The sequence below is a fragment of the Pseudomonas sp. COR18 genome, from assembly GCF_048568395.1.
In the GTDB taxonomy this organism is placed as follows: Bacteria; Pseudomonadota; Gammaproteobacteria; order Pseudomonadales; family Pseudomonadaceae; genus Aquipseudomonas; species Aquipseudomonas fuscovaginae_B.
In genome coordinates, this window is the sequence record NZ_CP183808.1 from 6,178,884 (window position 1) to 6,195,723 (window position 16,840).

Below are 16,840 nucleotides of genomic sequence, written 5' to 3' on the forward strand. Positions count from 1 at the left end.
GAACTAATGGCACTGGTGCATTTGCACTATCAGTCCTGCGAACGGGTGCCGAACAGGCCACGCTCACGGGCCCAGACAATCGCCTCACTGCGGCTGTGCACGTCGAGCTTGGAGTACACCGTCGCCACGTGATTGCGCACGGTATTGGGCGCCAGCTTCAGCCGCGCGGCGATTTCCTTGTCGGCCAGGCCTTCGCAGATCAGTTCCAGCACATCGCGTTCACGCGGCGTCAGGTCGGCGAAGGACAGGCCCGGCAGCTTGCGGGCGTTGACGTTCTTCACCGTCGCCAGCTTCTCGATCAGTTTCTGGCTGAACCAGGACGTGTCCTGCATCGCCGCCTCGATCGCCGCCACCAGTTCCAGCTCGGAGCGCTTGCGTTCGGTGATATTCATCAGCACCAGCAGGTAACAGTGTTCGTCCTGGATCTGCACACTGTCAGCGGACAACGCACAGTCGATCAGTTCGCCGTCCTTGCGCCGGATGCGCAGGTCCAGGCTCTCCAGGCGACCGGCCTTGGCCAGGGCGGCGAACACCTGTTCGCAGAGTTTGCCGTCCTCGAACAGGCCGACCTCGTCGAGCCGCATGCCCAGCAACTCCTGCGCCTGGTAGCCAGTGGTACCGAGCAGCGCCTCGTTGACGTCCAGCAGTTGGCGACTGGCAACGCCACAGAGCAGGGTCGGCGCCGGCGCCAAACGAAAGGCCTTGGCGAAACGCTCCTCACTCTGGCGCAAGGCGGTTTCGGCACGGCGGCGCGGTTCCAGGTCCATGAAGGTGAACAGCATGCAGTCCTGCTCGTTGATGTCCAGCGGCTGGCCGGCCACGATCACCAGCTTGCTGCCGCCTTCGGCCAGCTTCAGCTCGGCCTGCATCTGCGGAATGGTCGCCCCCTCCCCCAACCGCTGGATCGCCAGCTCGCGGCGCTCGGCGTCCTCCAGTACATCGAGCTCGTAGACCGAGCGACCGATCACCTGGTCGCGGCTGTAGCCGGTCATTTCGAGGAAGCCCTGGTTGACCTTGATGTAGCGCAGGTCGCTGAGCCGGCAGATCACTGCCGGTGCCGGGTTGGCACCAAAGGCCTTCTCGAAGCGCTGCTCGGCACTGGCGAGCTCCGTGGCGTCGCTGATGATCAGCACCAGGGATTCCGGTTCACCGGCGCGGTCGGTGAGGATCATGCTGCGGATATGGTGCACCCGGGTACGCTCCGGGTCGGCATGGGCGGTGACCTCGACCACCAGGTCGCTGAAGGTTTCGCCATTGGCGACCCGGGCGATCGGGTAGCTGTCGGCACTCAGGGGGTGGTGATTGCGGTAACGCAGGGTAAAGCGCTCGCGATACTGCTCGGCATTCGCCCCCAGTTCGCCGACCTCGCTGACACCATGCATGGCCAGGGCAGCCTCGTTGGCCCAGAGAATGCCCTGGTCGACTTCGATCAGGATCACTCCGTCGGACAGGCCGGCGATGATCTGTTGCAGTTGGCGGCGGTTGGTTTCGGTGGCGAGGACATCTTGGCTCATTGTTTCTCCCGAGGTGTCTGATGGCGCAAGGGCCGGCGTTCAAGCCGGCCGTTGCAACATCTGACCCCCGCGAGGTGCGCAAGTGCCTGAAAAATATAGGCCAGGCGCAGAACCCCATCACCTGTAGGAGCCGGGCTTGTCGACAAGATCGGTGTCAGGGCTTGAGCGACGCGGCGATCCAGTTCGCCAGGTCGATGACCTCGGTGGCGCTGATGGTATGTACCACACCGGGGTATGAATGAAACTGCGGCTCGATGGACAGGCTCTTGAGGTACGTCAGCGCATCGGTCGCTCCGGCGTAGGGAACCTGCGGATCCGCCGTCCCATGCCCGATGAACACGCTCAGGTTGCGGTAGTTCGCCGGCGTCCTGGCCTGGGTGCGCACCACCGGCAACAGCCGTCCGCTCAGCGCCGCGATGCCGTGCAGCACCTCGGGATGCCGCAGCGCCACCTCGTAGGTCATCATCGCGCCCTGGCTGAAGCCGACCAGAAAGACCTTCTCCGGCCGGGTGTGATACTTCTCGGTGACCCGCTGGATGAAGTCGGTCAGCGCCTCGGCGCTCAGCTTCAGGTCATCGCTGTTGCCATCGTACTGCGCCGCATCGGTACGCTTGTGGAACCACTGGTAGCCACCCGAACTCAGTTCCAGCCGGCCACGCACCGACAACACGGTGTAGTTGTCCGGCAGGCTCTCGCGGATGCCGAACAGGTCGTCCTCGTTGCTGCCATAGCCATGGAGGAAGATCACCAGCGGCTGGTCGCGGGTATCGGGCTCGGCCTGTTCCAGGTAGGTCAGTGGCATGTCGGCCAGCAGCTCGGGTTCGGCTGCCTGGGCCAGGGAACAGGTCAGCAGCAGTGCGAAGGCCAGGGGTTTGAACATGGTCGATCCTTTCGGGTAAGCGGGCGATAAGGTGTTCAGAGCAGGAAGCGATCGGTGACATTGCGCCGCTCGTTGTCGTCGCGCATGTCGTAGCCGGCCGTGGTGGCGATATTGGCGTGGTGCGCCAGCTTCTGGGCAATCGACACATCGTACTCTTCGATCACCCGGGTGATAAAGGAACGCCGGAAGTCATGGGGCATGATCTCGACACCCACCTGCCGGCCGCGTTGCTTGGCGATGTAGTAGATCGCGTGCTTGGTCAGCCGTTCGCGGGTGATGTGGTGGCCGCGACGAATCCGGTTGAACAGGAAGCTGTCGTCGGCCACACCCGCGGGCAGTTGCTCGCGACGAAAACGCAACCAGGCGTCGAGCTTGTCGAAGGCCCAGGCCGGGGCGAACTTGATCAGTTCACGGTTGCCCTTGCCGATCACCCGCAGGCTGCGCTCGGCGGCGTTGACCTGGTGCAGTTCGATATCCACCGATTCGGACTTGCGCATGCCGGTGCCGTAGAGGATCGCGATGATGGCGGCATCGCGCAGGCCCTGGGGCCGCGGGTCGGCGGCGCAGACGTCCATCAGGTCACGGATCAGCGTGCGGCGCAGGTTTCGCCCGGGGCTCAGACGCGAGCCGCCGGCGGCCTTGACCGCGCGGATTTTCATCAGTTGCTCGGGGGTGATCAGGTCCTGTTGCCAGGCCTGGTTCATCACGCCGCGGATGGCGTTGACGTAGAGCGACGAGGTATTGGGCGCGAAGCCGTCTGCCCGCAGGGCGGCCACCAGCGCGGTGAGATGGGCCGGTTGCAACTGGTGCCAGGCGATCTCGTCGACCGGCGTGTCCTCCAGACCCAGGCGATCGGCGGCATCCTGCAGCACGTAGCGCATGGTCTGGCGGCTGGAGGGCGCCAGGCGGGCCAGGTACAGCGTGACCGGCGCAAGCGTCCGGGCCAGAGCGGTGGGTGCGTTGATCGGCGGTGGAGAAGACAAGACCTGCACTCGAACGGGGGTGAGGTCGCCACTATACCGCGACTGGATGGTTATACAGTAGCGGATGCTGATTGGGGTGAAGTGATGGGTCGACCGGCCCTTTCGCGGGCTCCTGCTGATACACAAAGCCGAGGCGACGGTGGCAGCGGGCTCGCCCGCGGAAAGGGCCGGCACAGGCGCGCCAGAAACCGGCTCAGGACTCGGGAACGCCCTGCTCCCATTCGGACCAATGGCCGACGATCTCCTGCACCAGGGTGCTACCCACCCGGTAGAGGTTCTCCAGCGCCGGGGCGAAGCCACCCTGCCGGGCATAGTCGAGCAGGTTGTCGGCATCGCTGTAGCCGGGATACGGCCGGTCGAAGTTCGAGCCGGCGCGCAGCACCGCCAGGCGCCCGATGTCCAGCAGGCCGGCCCTGGCCGCCCGCGACAGCGCTTCATAGGTGGAGTTGTCTTCCTGCTGGGTGGTGCAGTAGACCCCCTCGCCGTCGGTCAGCAACCGGGTCCACACCTCTGCCCGCTCGCCCAGGCGCGTACCGGAAAACCAGGTACAACTCGAAGCGGTATCGCCACAGATCACCTGCGGCGGCTGGTTGGCCGGCGCATGGGGATACTTCGTCCGCCAGAGCGCCGACTCGGCGCTTTCGCTCAGGACGACATGGCGGGTCAAGGCATACGCCTTGGCCTGCAACCGCGCATTGAGCTCGAAGACTTCGGTGCGATAGTCCAGCGGCGGCTTTTCGTCCGGCCCGCGGGTGTTGATACCGATGTAGCCGCTCGGCCAGTGCGGCGGCGCATCCCGCGAGTCGAGCCCCCACTGGGTACCGAAGTCCACCAGGTAGCGGGCCCAGGCCGCGGTACCGAGAGTACCCCGGTGCGGGTTGATGCCGGCAATGCCGACGATCAGGAAATAGGTCTGGCGCAGGTCGAAACGGTTCGACAGGGCCAGCGCCAGGGTCGAGGCCGTCGCATTGGTCTGGCCCATGCCGGTCACCAGCAGGCAGACGCCCTGGTCGTTGCAGAGAATGTTCGGGTAGTCGGCACTCAATCCCGGCAGCGGTATTTCCTGGTTGAACGCCAGGCGCTCGATCCAGCTTTGCGCTTCGGGCGCGAACATGCTGATCAGCACGACTTTCGGCGTGATCGGCAGCTCGGCCGTGGATGACATTGTCGAGGACATGAAAACTCCATTCAGGGGGCTGCGGGCTCCGGTGCCCGCAGCGCGGCTCAAGCGGCTCGCCGAATCAGTGCGGCAGTTCGAGCTGGCGGACGATCCGGTCCTTCACCAGCAGCCGTTTTTCCTTGAGCTTCCTCACGTCGTCATCCTCTGCCAGCGCCGCCTCGGCTGCCAGCACCTGCTTGTCGATCTCGTCGTACTCGTCGAGCAGGTGGTTGAGCTTGCTGTCCTGGGCCCTGCGTTCCGTGACCTGCTCCCGGGTCAAATGCAAATCTGCGAACAAGTCGTGCTTAACTGGCATATCGTCACCTCGTAAATCTTGAAACCGATGGCTGTTCAGGGAGTTACCGCCTATCAATAGCATGCCCGGACGCCGATTGCCTCACTGCTTTGCCTTGCGACGGCGAATCCACAGCCAGCCAAGACCACCCAGCAACGCCGCCGCACCCGCCAGCACCAGCCCCTTGTAGGTGCGCAACGCCGAACGCATGGCGTTGAGCGGTTGGGTCAGGTAGCGCCGATTGGCCTGGTCGAACCGCGGCTCCTGGCACTGCTGGCCGAAATTCCCGGCCCAGCTGACATAGGGACCCTGTTCGACATAACGCTGGTACAGCGAGATTTCCTGATCGCTACCGGCAACCCAGCCGGCGGCCTTGCACAGTACCGCGGCAAACGCCTGGCTGCTGTGGGGCAACTGGTCGGCCGCCCGGCTGGCCAGGTCGGCAGCCACATAACGATAGTGATAACGCTGGTTGGGCTTGGCCTGCGCACCCTGCTGGCGCTTGACTTCCGCCTCCTCCAGGAACGGCCCCGCCTGCACTTCGACGGTGCCCAGGCTGTAGCTGCCTCCCAGCCAGCGGTAGTCCGGCGACATTTCATAGCCGAGGATTTCCATTCCCGACTGGCGCGCCAGCTTCGCCGCGGCATACAGCGCCTCGGCACGGCCGGTGGCGGTCCAGCGCGAAGCGCCGTCCTTGCGGTCCTGGCCATAGGCCTGGGCGGCGGCCTGCAGTTCAGGGCTGTCGAAGTACGCCGGGGCCTCATCGTAACGGCCCTCGCGCAACAGCCGGCGCCCGAGCAATTCGCGCAACTGCGCCGCCACCGGGCGGCGTACGTAGTTATCCTTGTCTTGCTGGGTGGCCGGCGGCGGCGCCGTCACATGGGCATCGACATAACCTTTCAGCTCATCGAGGGTCAGCACCCGCTCGGCCACGGTCGCCGCGTCCGGCCAATAGATGTCCTGGCTGCGATAGAGCTGGTCGAACGCCTGCAGGTAATCGCCACGGTCCAGGGCCAGGATCGCGCTTTCGCCTTCGACCCGGCAGCCGGGCTGGACCGTTTCGTAGGCCCAGTCCGGCGTGCGTCGCGAGCCCCAGACCTCGTCCTTGGGGAACGCTGCCGCGGCCTTGGCATAGGCCGCCGCAGCCTGGACCTTGTCGCCGTCACGCAGGGCCAGCTTGGCCCGCAGCCACCAGGCCAGGCCGCCATCACCGGCATGTTCGAGATAGCCCTTGGCGGCGGCGAAATTCCCCTTCTGGTAACTCAGCGCCGCCAGCCGGTCGGCGTTCTCCAGGCTGTCGCCGACACTGGCGAGCAGCAGTTGGGTCAAGCGTTGCTCCTGTTCCGGCTGTTCGTCGAAGAACCAGCCAACACGGCTCAACAGGTAGGCGGTGAACAGCTTCTGCACCGTCGGATGGGTCAATTGTTCCTTCAACGGCTCATCGGGCAGCGCCACCAGTTCGGCGGCGACCAGCCTGAGCGAGGCATAGCCACTGGCCGAACCCAGGCGGCTCTGGCTGGCATACAGCTGGATCGCATCCTCCCAGTTGCCCTTGAGCTTGGCCAGGCGGGCCTCCTCGCCCAGGCTGGCGATTCCCAGTTCCAGCGGATCGCTGAAGTCGCCGGCACTGAACTCGCGAGCCTGCTGAAAGGCCAGCCGTGCCTGGGCCTGCAAGGCGGCCGGCGTCTGTTGCGGATCGTCGCCGGCCTCGGCGCTCAGCGCCACCAGCGCCCGTCCCAGGGAATAGGCTGCCCAGGTGCTGCGCAGCTTGCGCTGTTCGGCGGGCAGCGCCAGCACCTTGCGGAAATACTCCGCCGCCAGGGCGTGGCTGCCAGCATCAAAGGCCACCGCACCGGCAATATACAGGCGCAACTCATCGGGCAGATCGGCCCCCTGGGCCTCCACCTGCTGCGGATCCTGCAGGGTGCGCAACTGGGCGACCCTGGCCCGCAGATTTTCCGGCAGTTCGCTGGCCTCGACCTTGTCGCGCTGCTCGCGGTAGGCGTTGGTATTGTCATCGCTGTACCAGTACATCCTCAGGGTCGCCTCGGTGGCGGGCTTGAGGCCGGCGACCGCCTGGCCGAGACGGTTCACTTCGAAGGCAAAGTTGGTTTCCGGCAGGTCGGCCAGTGTCTGCGCCCGGTCGTCCAGCAATCGCAGCGGAAAGTCCGGGCCGCAGGCCAGTGCCGAACCGAGCGGCAGGCTGAGGGACAGGCACAACAGGTGCCGGGGCCAGTTACGGGTAGACATGCCACGCTCCTTGATCGATACGGATACAGCGCGCCCAACCCAGGGCACGCCGGCCGCCAGCGGCGATACGGACGCTGGACTGGCGGCTGAAGACGAGATGTTGCGGTGATGCCTGCAAGCTGTAGCCATTGAGCCCATCGGCGCCATCGCAGTGTTCGGCGCTCAGTTCCACCCGTTCGGGCAGCGGCTGGTCGAGGTTGCCGACGTTGGCGAGGCTGATGTCATAGAGTCCGCCCTTGGACGACAGTTCGACCTGCCACCGGGCGGACAACGCATCGCCCCGGGCCACCGCAGCCAGGGTGGTCAGGCTCCAGGCCCGGCGGTCGCCCGGCAAGGGCAGGCGGAACCAGATCAGCCCGGCCAGGTGCGCCGGTGGTTTGTCCCGCAGTTGCCGGCTCAGTTGCGCCAGTTGCTGCGGATCGGCCAGCAGCTCACGGCGCTCGCCGCCACGGTTCAACGGTGCTTCACCCTCCACCAGCGGCGCACCGCCGCTGTCCGGCAGCAGCGCCACCCCATAGGCGGGCAAGGCGAGATAGAACGGCTTTTCGCTGATGCGGCTCCAGCGTTCGGCCCATTGGCGGGCCTGAACCGGGTCGAACAGGCCCAGCCGTGGATGGCTCACGGCGTGAACCTGCAACACGCTGCTGTCCACGACCTGCAACAACCCGGGCAGTTGCGGGCTGTCGAGCCAAGCGGGCAAGGCGGTGATACTCAGTTTCAAGCCGGAGGGCAATTGCCCGCGCAATTTCAGCAGGAAGTCGGTATAGCCCGACAAGCGGGCACTGGCGCTGTCATGGTCGATTTCCAGCCCGGTCAGCTTGACGCCGGCGGCCTGCCAGTCGGTCAGCATCTGCCCGATCTGCACGCGCGCCCCCTCCAGGTCCAGTGCCGGCAGTTGACCGTCCAGGCGCACCACTGCGATCAGTGGCCGGCCATCCGCCTCGAGCCGCGGCAGATCGACCAGCGCCCGGCTCCACCCTGCACCAGGCTGTGCCTGCAACGCCAGCACCCGCAGGGTCGAGAAATCCGCCCGGCTCTCGGCCAGGGCCTGCTCATGGGCGGGCCGCCACTGGCGCTGCCAGACATACAGTTGCTGGTCGAGAGGCGTTGCCGGGTCGGGCTGGCAGCCGGCAAGCAGCCCCAGCATCAGGCATGAACACAAGCGGCGAAGAAATGTGGCGGGCATACAATCCTTTGTCGGGCGCATGCGAGCGCCGTTTCGAGGGACGATATTACCTCAACGCGGTGGCCGCCGGCACGCGCAGGCTGAAGCAGCCGGCTGGGAAATGGACGACAGATGGCAGGGCCGAATGACGATGGTTCACTTGCGTCTGGAAAAACGCGATCTAGTCTTTCTCATAATCTTGAGTCAATGCCCTCAACCGAAGTCTGGTCAGCCGTTTTGCCCAGTGACAACGACACAGCGGAGTCCGAGTCATGGAGGAAACCCTCATCCTGGTCGATGAGGATGATTGCGAGACCGGCAGTGCGCAAAAGCTGTTCATCCATCAACAGGGCCTGCGGCACCGGGCCTTCTCGATCTTCATCTTTGATGAACATGGCCGCTTGCTGATGCAGCAGCGGGCCATGGGCAAGTATCACTCCCAGGGATTGTGGAGCAACACCTGCTGCGGACACCCGCGCCCGGGCGAGCAGACCCGGGCCGCCGCGCAACGGCGGCTGTTCGAGGAAATGGGCCTGAGCTGCCCGCTGCGCGAAGTGGCCTCGCTGCTCTACCGGGAACAGGTCTCGAACCAGTTGATCGAGCACGAATTCGATCACCTGTTCGTCGGCCTCAGCGATATCCCCCCGCTGGCCAACCCCGACGAAGCCATGGCCTGGAACTGGCTGCCGCTGGCCGAGATCCCCGGGCACATCGCGGCCGCGCCGCAGCAGTACACGGTATGGCTACGCCGGATCTTCGAGATCTACCCGCTATCGACCCTGCGTTTCTGGTACGAAGTCGCCCTCACCGCGCCCCTCTCCCCTCATTCGTTACGCTGAGAGGACCGGAGCATGAACACAGACACGCACTGCGCGGTGGCGGGCGGCCTGCCCAATGAAAAAGCCTGCCGCCCCCTTGATGACTGGCGCCGCGCCGTACTGGCACGCCTCGAACAACGGCTCGATGCGCAACTGCCCCCGGCGCACACCGTGCCCTCACGCCTGCACGAGGCCATGCGCCATGCCCTGCTGAACCCGGGCAAGCGTCTGCGTCCGCTGCTGTGCCAGGCCAGCGGCCTGGTGGTAGGCGCAGATCCGCAGGCCCTCGACGTGGTGAGTGCCGCCCTGGAAATGGTGCATGTCAGCTCGCTGGTCCACGACGACCTGCCGGCCATGGACGATGACCCGTTGCGCCACGGGCAGCCGACCGTCCATGTCCGGTTCGACGAAGCCACCGCCATTCTCACCGGCACGGCCCTGCTCACCCAGGCCTTCCTGACCTTGCAGCACGCCCCGCTGCCCAGCGCCCGCCGACTGCGCCTGGTAGCGGAACTGGCCCAGGCCACCGGCTCGCTGGGTATGTGCGGCGGGCAGATGCTGGACCTGCAGCCGCCGGCAATGCCGATGGACCTCGACACCTTGGAGCGTTTGCAGCAGCGCAAGACCGGCGCGCTGATCAGGGCCGCCGTGCGCATGGGCGCGTTGTGCGGCCGCCCGCTGCGGGCCGAGGTCGAGGCGCTGGAGCGCTATGCGACCGCCATCGGCCTGGGCCTGCAGGTGGTCGACGACGTGCTGGATGTCACTCAGGACTCGGCAACGCTGGGCAAGACGGCGGGCAAGGACGTCCGCGATGCCCGCTCGACCTACGTCTCGCTCATCGGCCTGGCCGCCTCGCAGGCCCTGGCCCGGCAACTGAAGCAGCAGGCCCATGCCGCCCTGGCCCGCTTCGACAGCCGCGCAGACTGCCTGCGGGCCCTGGCCGACCAGGCCATCGACCGCCAGCGCTGAGCGGTGGAGGCAGCTACGCCATGTTCGAACTACTCAATACCATCGACAGCCCGCGCGATCTCCGGGCCCTGCACCGGCAGGCCCTGCTGTCACTCGCCGACGAGTTGCGGGCGTTCATCCTGCACAGCGTCTCCCGAACCGGCGGGCACCTCTCGGCAAACCTGGGCAGTGTGGAAATCGCCATCGCCCTGCACTATGTCTTCGATACTCCGCACGACCGGATCGTCTGGGACGTGGGGCACCAGTCCTATCCCCACAAGATCCTCACCGGTCGGCGCCAGGCCATGGCCGGTGTTCGCCAACAGGGCGGCATATCCGGTTTTCCACGGCGGCAGGAGTCCGAGTACGACAGCTTCGGCACGGCCCATGCCAGCACCTCGATTTCCGCCGCGCTGGGCATGGCGCTCGGCATGCGGATCAAGGGCCGGCGGCGCCACTGTGTCGCGGTGATCGGCGACGGTGCCTTGAGCGGTGGCCTGGCCTACGAGGCGCTGAACAATGCCGGGGTGCAGGCGGACCTGCCGCTGCTGATCCTGCTCAACGATAACGACATGTCGATTTCCCCGGCGGTCGGCGCGCTGCGCAACCACCTGGCCGGGCTCACCACCTCGACAGCCCGGCCCGACGCGGCCAGCCTGTTCGAGGCCCTCGGCGTGGAGTACAGCGGCCCCATCGACGGACACGATCTCGACGCGCTGATCCCCGCCCTGCAAGCGCTGAAAGGTCGACCCGGCCCGCAACTGCTGCACGTCATCACCGAAAAGGGTCACGGCTACAGCCCGGCCGCCAGCGACCCGGTGCAGTATCACGCGACGGGCAAATTCAATGCCCAGGAAGGTCTCCAGGCCGTGCCTCCCGCTCGGCAGAGCTACGCCCAGGTGTTCGGCAACTGGCTGTGCGACGAAGCCGGGCAGGACCGGCGCGTTGTCGCCATCACCCCGGCGATGCGCGAAGGTTCCGGTCTGGTGGAGTTCGAGCGGCGCTTTCCCGATCGCTACTTCGACGTCGGCATTGCCGAGGCGCATGCCCTGACCTTTGCCGCCGGTCTGGCGACCGAAGGCCTGAGGCCCGTGGTGGCGATCTACTCGACCTTCCTGCAGCGGGCCTACGACCAGTTGATCCACGACATCGCGTTGCAGAACCTGCCCGTGCTGCTGGCCATCGACCGCGCCGGCCTGGTCGGTGCGGACGGCGCCACCCATACCGGAGCGTTCGATCTGGCTTACCTGCGCTGTGTCCCCAACCTGGTGATCATGGCGCCGGCGGATGAGAACGAATGCCGGCAGATGCTGCACACCGGCCTGTGTCACAACGGACCGGTAGCGGTGCGCTACCCGAGAGGCAGCGGCTGCGGCGTCCCGCTGCAGGCCCGGCTGACGCCCCTGCCGATCGGTCGCGGCGAGATTCGCCGACAGTCGACCCAGCCGGCAGGCCGGCGAGTGGCCATCCTGGCCTTCGGTTCGCTGTTGTCCGCCTGCCTGGAAGCTGCCCGGCGCCTGGATGCGACGGTGGCCAACATGCGTTTCGTCAAGCCGCTGGACATGAATCTGATAGAACACCTGGCCAGCAGTCACGACTTGCTGGTAACGGTGGAGGAAGGCTGCGTCAAAGGTGGTGCCGGGGCCGCCTGCCTCGAATACCTGGCCGCCTCGCTCAGTGGCCGGCCGACCCTGCAACTGGGCCTGGACGATCACTTTATCGAACACGGGACCGTCGAGCAGTTGCTGCAAGCCTCGGGCCTCGATGTCGAGGGGATCGTCACCTCGGTTCAGGTCTTTCGCGAGCAGGTCCGCTCGCGCGACGGCCGGCCCGGGTCGCCCCCGCCCTGAACACAGTCGCCATAGTGACTGACACAACCCTCTCGTTTTCGGAGAAAACAGCATGCCAGCGTTCGAACTGCCAACCTTGTCCCTGCCGTTTCCAGCGTGTATCAATCCGCATCATGACGCGGTCAACGAAAGCTGTCGGTCGTGGTTCATTTCGATGGAGTTCGAGGACCAGGAGGGTGTGCTACGGGAGTACGAGAGCGTCCGTTGCTGCGAGCTGATGGCTCGGGGGTTTCCCTGCATCGGGCCAACCGAGCTGGGAAATCTGACAACCCTCGGCTTCTGGATGTTCATGCTCGACGATAGTGTGGACCAGGGTCCCATGAGCATGCCGCATACCGCTGCCAGGCAGCATTTGGATCGCGTTTTTTCCCTGATCAGCGGAGCCAGGGACAAGTCGTCGTCCCTAACGAAACTGGAAGAATCGGGTGTCATACTGGTGTCACGGATACTCGATGAAATGACCCCGGTTGGCCGTGTACGCCTGCTTGACGACATACGCACATTGTTCGACCGGGTGACCCATCAGGTCGAAACCAGCAGCCGGTTCCCCGACAAAGTGCCGGACCTGCTGAGTATCGCCCGCCATCGCCGGATTGCTTCGGCAGCCCTGGTTACCTTCAGGCTTGGCGAATATGCCCATCACGCCGAGCTGCCGGAAGCCTTCTACCGGAGCATTCTGTTCGAAGCACTACAGGACAGCGCCGCCGATGTGGTCACCATGATCAATGATCTGTACTCCTACGAGAAGGAACATCAGCACCTTGAAATCCACAACTATGTTGTGGCCTGCCAGGACCTGCTGGGCGGCACCCTCGATGAAGCGGTGACCTTCCTCGTGCGGTTGCTGAACTCGCGGGTCCGCTGTTTCCAGCAGGCCCGCGAACGCCTGCCGGAACTGATCCGCACACAGGCCTTTTCAACTGGCGAGCAACATGCCATCCAACTTTATGTGCAAATGCTGGAACACTGGATGCGAGGCAACCTCGACTGGTCGGAGAAGGTCCCGCGCTACAACGCCATCCGCCAGCAACAGAGCCGCTGACCTCCTGCGCTCAGACCTGCCACCAGCGCGGCAACAACTGCCGGACCCGGGCCTCGGCGAACCGGTCATCGATCAGTACCACCACGCCGCTGTCCTGCTGGCTACGGATCACCCGCCCCGCCGCCTGCACCACCTTCTGCAGGCCCGGGTAGAGGTAGGTGTAGTCGTATCCCGAGCCGAACAACATCGCCATGCGCTGCTTGATCTGCTCGTTGAGCGGGTTCAGTTGCGGCAGGCCGAGGGTGGCAATGAAGGCACCGATCAGCCGCTGGCCGGGCAAGTCGATGCCCTCGCCGAAGGCTCCGCCCAGTACCGCGAAACCGATGCCCTGGCTGTGCTCGGTGAACTGTTCGAGAAAGGCCTGGCGCTGGCTCTCCTCCATGCGCCGCGACTGCAGCCACAAGGGGATGTCCGGGTGGGTATCGGCCATCCGCTGCGCCACCTGTTGCAGGTAGTCGAAGCTGCTGAAGAACGCCAGGTAGTTGCCGGGACGCTGCCTGAACTGCCCGGCCAGCAGCTCGACGATGGGCGCCAGCGACGCCTGGCGATGGACATAACGGGTGGAAACCTGGCTGACGATGCGCAGGTCCAGCTGTTCACGCCGAAACGGCGACTCGACGTCGATCCAGGCCGTGTCGGCGGGCAGCCCCAGCAGGTCGGCATAATAGTGCCGGGGGCTCAGGGTCGCGGAAAACAGCACGCTGCTGCGCGCCGCCGTCAGGCGTGGCCGCAGGAACGCTGCCGGCACCACATTGCGCAGGCACAGTTGCGACAAGCGTCGGCGGCCCACGTCGCGCACACTGATATCGAACAGGAAATGCTCGTCGAACAGCTCGCCTACCCGGGCGAACTGCAACAGCTCGAAGTAAAACGCCTGAAGCTCGCCATCCAGCCCCTGGGGGTGGTCATTGAGATAGTCGCCGATGGCCGCGGTGCACAGGGTCATCGCCGACAACAGCTTGCCCGGCGCCTGGTCGTAGGCCTGGTAGTTGGCGACCTGCTCCTTGTGCAGCACATTCCATTCGCGGCTCAACCGCTGCAGGGCTTTGTGCAATGGCTGTGGCGCCGTCTTGCGCACCTGCCCGAGCACGTGCTGGTCGAGGCCGGCGCTGTACATCTGGCGACCGCGCTCGACCAGGTTGTGGGCCTCGTCCACCAGGGCTGCAACCCGCCACTGGTTGGCCTGGGCCAGGCCGAACAGCAGCGCGCTGAAGTCGAAATAGTAGTTGTAGTCGGCAACCACCCAGTCGGCCCAACGGGCCATTTCCTGGCTCAGGTAATACGGGCAGATGTCGTGGGCCAGGGCGATCTCGCGCAGTGCCTGGCGATCGAGCAGGGTCACTGCGGCGGCGGCCTCGCGCGCGGCCGGCAGGCGATCGTAGAAGCCGCGCGCCAACGGGCAGGCCTCGCCGTGGCAGGCCTTGTCCGGATGCTCGCAGGCCTTGTCCCGGGCCACCAGTTCCAGCACGCGCAACGGCAGGCCTGGCTGGCTGGCGTGCAGCACCCGCGCGGCGTCCAGGGCCAACTGGCGTCCCGGCGTCTTGGCGGTGAGAAAGAACACCTTGTCCAGCCGCTGCGGGGCCAGGGCCTTGAGCATCGGAAACAGCGTACCAAGGGTCTTGCCAATGCCGGTCGGTGCCTGGGCCATCAGGCACCGACCGGTGCTGACCGCCTTGTACACGGTCTCGGCCAGGGCGCGCTGGCCGGGGCGGAACTCGCCATGGGGGAATGCCAGCTGGCGGGCGGCCTGGTCGCGGGCGCTGCGATGGGCCATTTCCTGTTCGGCCCAGTGCAGGAAGCATGCACACTGCCCCTCGAAGAACGCCTTGAGATCGGCGGCACTCCAGGTTTCACGCAGCAGCGTTTCCTTTTCGCTGACGACATCGAAGTACACCAGCGCCAGATGGATTTCGCTCAGTTGCAGGTGCTCGCAAGCCAGCCAGCCGTAGATCCGGGCCTGGGCCCAATGCAGTTGGCGGTGGTTGGCCGGCTGTCTGGCGAGGTCGCCACGGTAGGTCTTGATTTCCTCCAGTTGGTTTTGTGCCGGATCATAGCCATCGGCCCTGCCCCGAACCCGCAACTGCTGGTAATGCCCCTCCAGGGCCAGTTCGGCGCGATAACCCTCGCTGCGACGCGCGGCCACGGTGCGGTGGCCGGTGATGCCCTCCAGGGCGGTAGGCGACGGCGTGAAACGCAGGTCGAGGTCGCCGGCCTTGGCGGTGAACTCGCACAGGGCCCGCACGGCGATGCTGTAGCTCAAGCGACCGGCTCCGCCCATTGCACGTAGCAGACCGCGACCGGCATCTGGTGCCGGTGACAGAACTCCAGCCAGCGCAACTGGTTGTCCTGCAGGCGGTCGCCGGGGCCCTTGACCTCGATCATCCGGTAGGTTTTCTGCGCCGGCCAGAACTGGATCAGGTCGGGCATGCCGGCGCGGTTGGCCTTGATGTCGAGCAACAGCCGTTCGAACCAGTGCCGCAGGTGCGCCGGCGGCAGGCACTCAAGCGCCTGTTCGAGCAGCTCCCCGGTGAGCACGTTCCAGAACACGAAGGGCGACTGCAGCCCCCATTTGGCGACGAAGTTGTGTCGGATGGTCTGCTTGTAGCGCTCATCCGCCAGTTGCTCCAGGCACATGGCAAACAGCTCGGCGCGGCGGGCATGGAAATCCTCGCTGTGCAGGTCGGCCGGCCCGCTCTGGAAGGGGTGGAAGAACGCACCGGGCAGCGGCGCGAAGATCGCCGGCCAGCACAGCAGGCCGAACAGCGAATTGATCAGGGTGTTTTCGACGTAATGCACCGGCCCCTGCTCTTCCCACAGGTGCCGGGCGACCCGCTGCTCGACCGACTCGTGCGGCTCGCAACTCAGGCTGAAGTCCAGGCGCATCACCGGCACCGGTGCACTTCGGGCAACCGCCGGCAGCCCGAGCCGGCGCCGCAATCGCGGCAGAATGCGCTGCAGGTGCTGTTCTTCCCCGGCGCTCTCCGGCGCCGCCAGGGCCTCGTCGGCCAGGGTCATGGCCAACCCGTGCTCGCCCAGGCGCTCCAACACCCGGATACGCCGCAGCCGGGCGCCGGGGTAGCGGCAACCCTGGTAGATCGCCAACGCGCCGGCCAGGTCCTCCAGGCGCTCGCTGTGCTGGCCCAGTTGAAACAGCAGCTTGCCGCGCCGACGCTCCAGCCAGGGGTTGTCGGTTTCCAGCCGGCTGACCTGCTCCAGCACCCGGCCCACCTCCTCCCCGACCTCCAGGGCCTGCCGCGCCGCCTGCAGGTGCAGGTAGCCGTCCACGTCGGCGCGGCTGCGCAGGCCACGGGAGTCGGCATGAAACTCGACTTTTTCGTAGCTGAAGATGCCGAGGTCGGCCAGCACGAACTCCGACCAGTCCTGGTACAGGTTGCCGAAGAACATCAGCCGCAGGCGGTCGCACAGGTCCATCACCTGCAGGCTGTAGAGCCGGTCGGGTACCTGCGGGCACCACTGGGCGAACGGCCGCGGTTCGACGTGCAACGGCGCCAGCAGCTCGTACAGCTCGGTTTTCTTCAACCTGGACGGGGCCTGGAACGCCTGGACGATCTCGGCCTTCTGCAATACAGCGAACAGGCTCTCCAACGCCAGCGGCAGGTCATCGCGGACCCAGCCAAGGGCCAGCAGCGGCTGTACCGCAGCGGTAGTATCGCCAATCTCGTCGTAGTTCAGCCGGCTGCCGCGAAAGTGCTCGCCCTTGCGCATGACCATGCGCACCAGCAGCGCCTGCGCGGCCCTGGGCAGTCTGGCGAAGTCGTCGATGAACGCCCGCTCCCGCGCATCCAGCAAATCGGCGTAACGCTGCGTCAGCCAATCGAGCACACACTGGAAGTTGTTCAGGTAGTAAAACGGATCGTCGAGGGGCGCAGTTGTCACGGGCAGGCAGGACCACGGTTGTCGAATGCTGGTTATGCA

13 protein-coding genes are annotated in these 16,840 nt (G+C 65.7%); 4 read left to right on the forward strand and 9 right to left on the reverse strand.

The window, feature by feature from the left end:
* Positions 1–29 precede the first annotated feature (29 nt).
* From ACM62G_RS27820 to ACM62G_RS27850, 7 genes are all read right to left on the reverse strand, one after another.
* Positions 30–1,514, reverse strand: coding sequence for a PAS domain S-box protein (locus ACM62G_RS27820; protein WP_419736102.1), 1,485 nt, complete (start codon positions 1,512–1,514; stop codon positions 30–32).
* Between the two features lie 154 nt (positions 1,515–1,668).
* Complete coding sequence (locus ACM62G_RS27825) at positions 1,669–2,394, reverse strand: alpha/beta hydrolase (RefSeq protein ID WP_419736103.1); 726 nt, start codon at positions 2,392–2,394, stop codon at positions 1,669–1,671.
* A 35-nt stretch (positions 2,395–2,429) separates the two neighbouring features.
* Positions 2,430–3,341 carry a site-specific integrase gene (locus tag ACM62G_RS27830; protein ID WP_419737571.1) on the reverse strand — a complete coding sequence of 304 codons (912 nt, stop codon included), beginning with the start codon at positions 3,339–3,341 and terminating at the stop codon, positions 2,430–2,432.
* A gap of 229 nt (positions 3,342–3,570) precedes the next feature.
* Positions 3,571–4,554: a purine-nucleoside phosphorylase gene (locus ACM62G_RS27835; RefSeq protein WP_419736104.1), complete on the reverse strand. Its 984-nt coding sequence runs from the start codon at positions 4,552–4,554 to the stop codon at positions 3,571–3,573.
* 64 nt (positions 4,555–4,618) lie between these two features.
* Positions 4,619–4,852, reverse strand: a complete 234-nt coding sequence (locus ACM62G_RS27840; protein ID WP_054056753.1) for a DUF465 domain-containing protein — start codon at positions 4,850–4,852, stop codon at positions 4,619–4,621.
* Between the two features lie 81 nt (positions 4,853–4,933).
* Positions 4,934–7,081 carry a hypothetical protein gene (locus ACM62G_RS27845; RefSeq protein WP_419736105.1) on the reverse strand — a complete coding sequence of 716 codons (2,148 nt, stop codon included), beginning with the start codon at positions 7,079–7,081 and terminating at the stop codon, positions 4,934–4,936.
* The gene (locus ACM62G_RS27850) at positions 7,068–8,228 is read right to left on the reverse strand and encodes a DUF3142 domain-containing protein (RefSeq protein ID WP_419736106.1); all 1,161 of its coding nucleotides are present in this window, start codon (positions 8,226–8,228) and stop codon (positions 7,068–7,070) included. Before ACM62G_RS27850 ends, ACM62G_RS27845 begins: the two co-directional genes overlap by 14 nt.
* A 290-nt stretch (positions 8,229–8,518) precedes the next feature.
* Between ACM62G_RS27850 and idi the strand changes: the two genes are divergently transcribed.
* The 4 genes from idi to ACM62G_RS27870 are packed head-to-tail and all read left to right on the forward strand — an operon-like array spanning position 8,519 to position 12,904.
* On the forward strand, positions 8,519–9,085 hold the full coding sequence (gene idi / locus ACM62G_RS27855; protein ID WP_419736107.1) for an isopentenyl-diphosphate Delta-isomerase: 567 nt from the start codon (positions 8,519–8,521) through the stop codon (positions 9,083–9,085).
* Positions 9,086–9,097: 12 nt separating this feature from the next.
* A complete protein-coding gene (locus ACM62G_RS27860; protein WP_419736108.1) occupies positions 9,098–10,033 on the forward strand; it encodes a polyprenyl synthetase family protein in 936 nt (311 codons plus the stop codon).
* A gap of 20 nt (positions 10,034–10,053) precedes the next feature.
* Positions 10,054–11,862, forward strand: a complete 1,809-nt coding sequence (gene dxs, locus ACM62G_RS27865; protein WP_419736109.1) for a 1-deoxy-D-xylulose-5-phosphate synthase — start codon at positions 10,054–10,056, stop codon at positions 11,860–11,862.
* A gap of 52 nt (positions 11,863–11,914) precedes the next feature.
* Positions 11,915–12,904 carry a terpene synthase family protein gene (locus tag ACM62G_RS27870; RefSeq protein WP_419736110.1) on the forward strand — a complete coding sequence of 330 codons (990 nt, stop codon included), beginning with the start codon at positions 11,915–11,917 and terminating at the stop codon, positions 12,902–12,904.
* 10 nt (positions 12,905–12,914) lie between these two features.
* Here the strand turns inward: ACM62G_RS27870 and ACM62G_RS27875 are convergent, their stop codons facing one another.
* Entirely contained in the window at positions 12,915–15,164 is a 2,250-nt protein-coding gene (locus ACM62G_RS27875; RefSeq protein WP_419736111.1) for an ATP-dependent DNA helicase, read from the reverse strand.
* Entirely contained in the window at positions 15,161–16,801 is a 1,641-nt protein-coding gene (locus tag ACM62G_RS27880) for a VRR-NUC domain-containing protein (RefSeq protein ID WP_419736112.1), read from the reverse strand. Before ACM62G_RS27880 ends, ACM62G_RS27875 begins: the two co-directional genes overlap by 4 nt.
* Between the last annotated feature and the right edge of the window lie 39 nt (positions 16,802–16,840).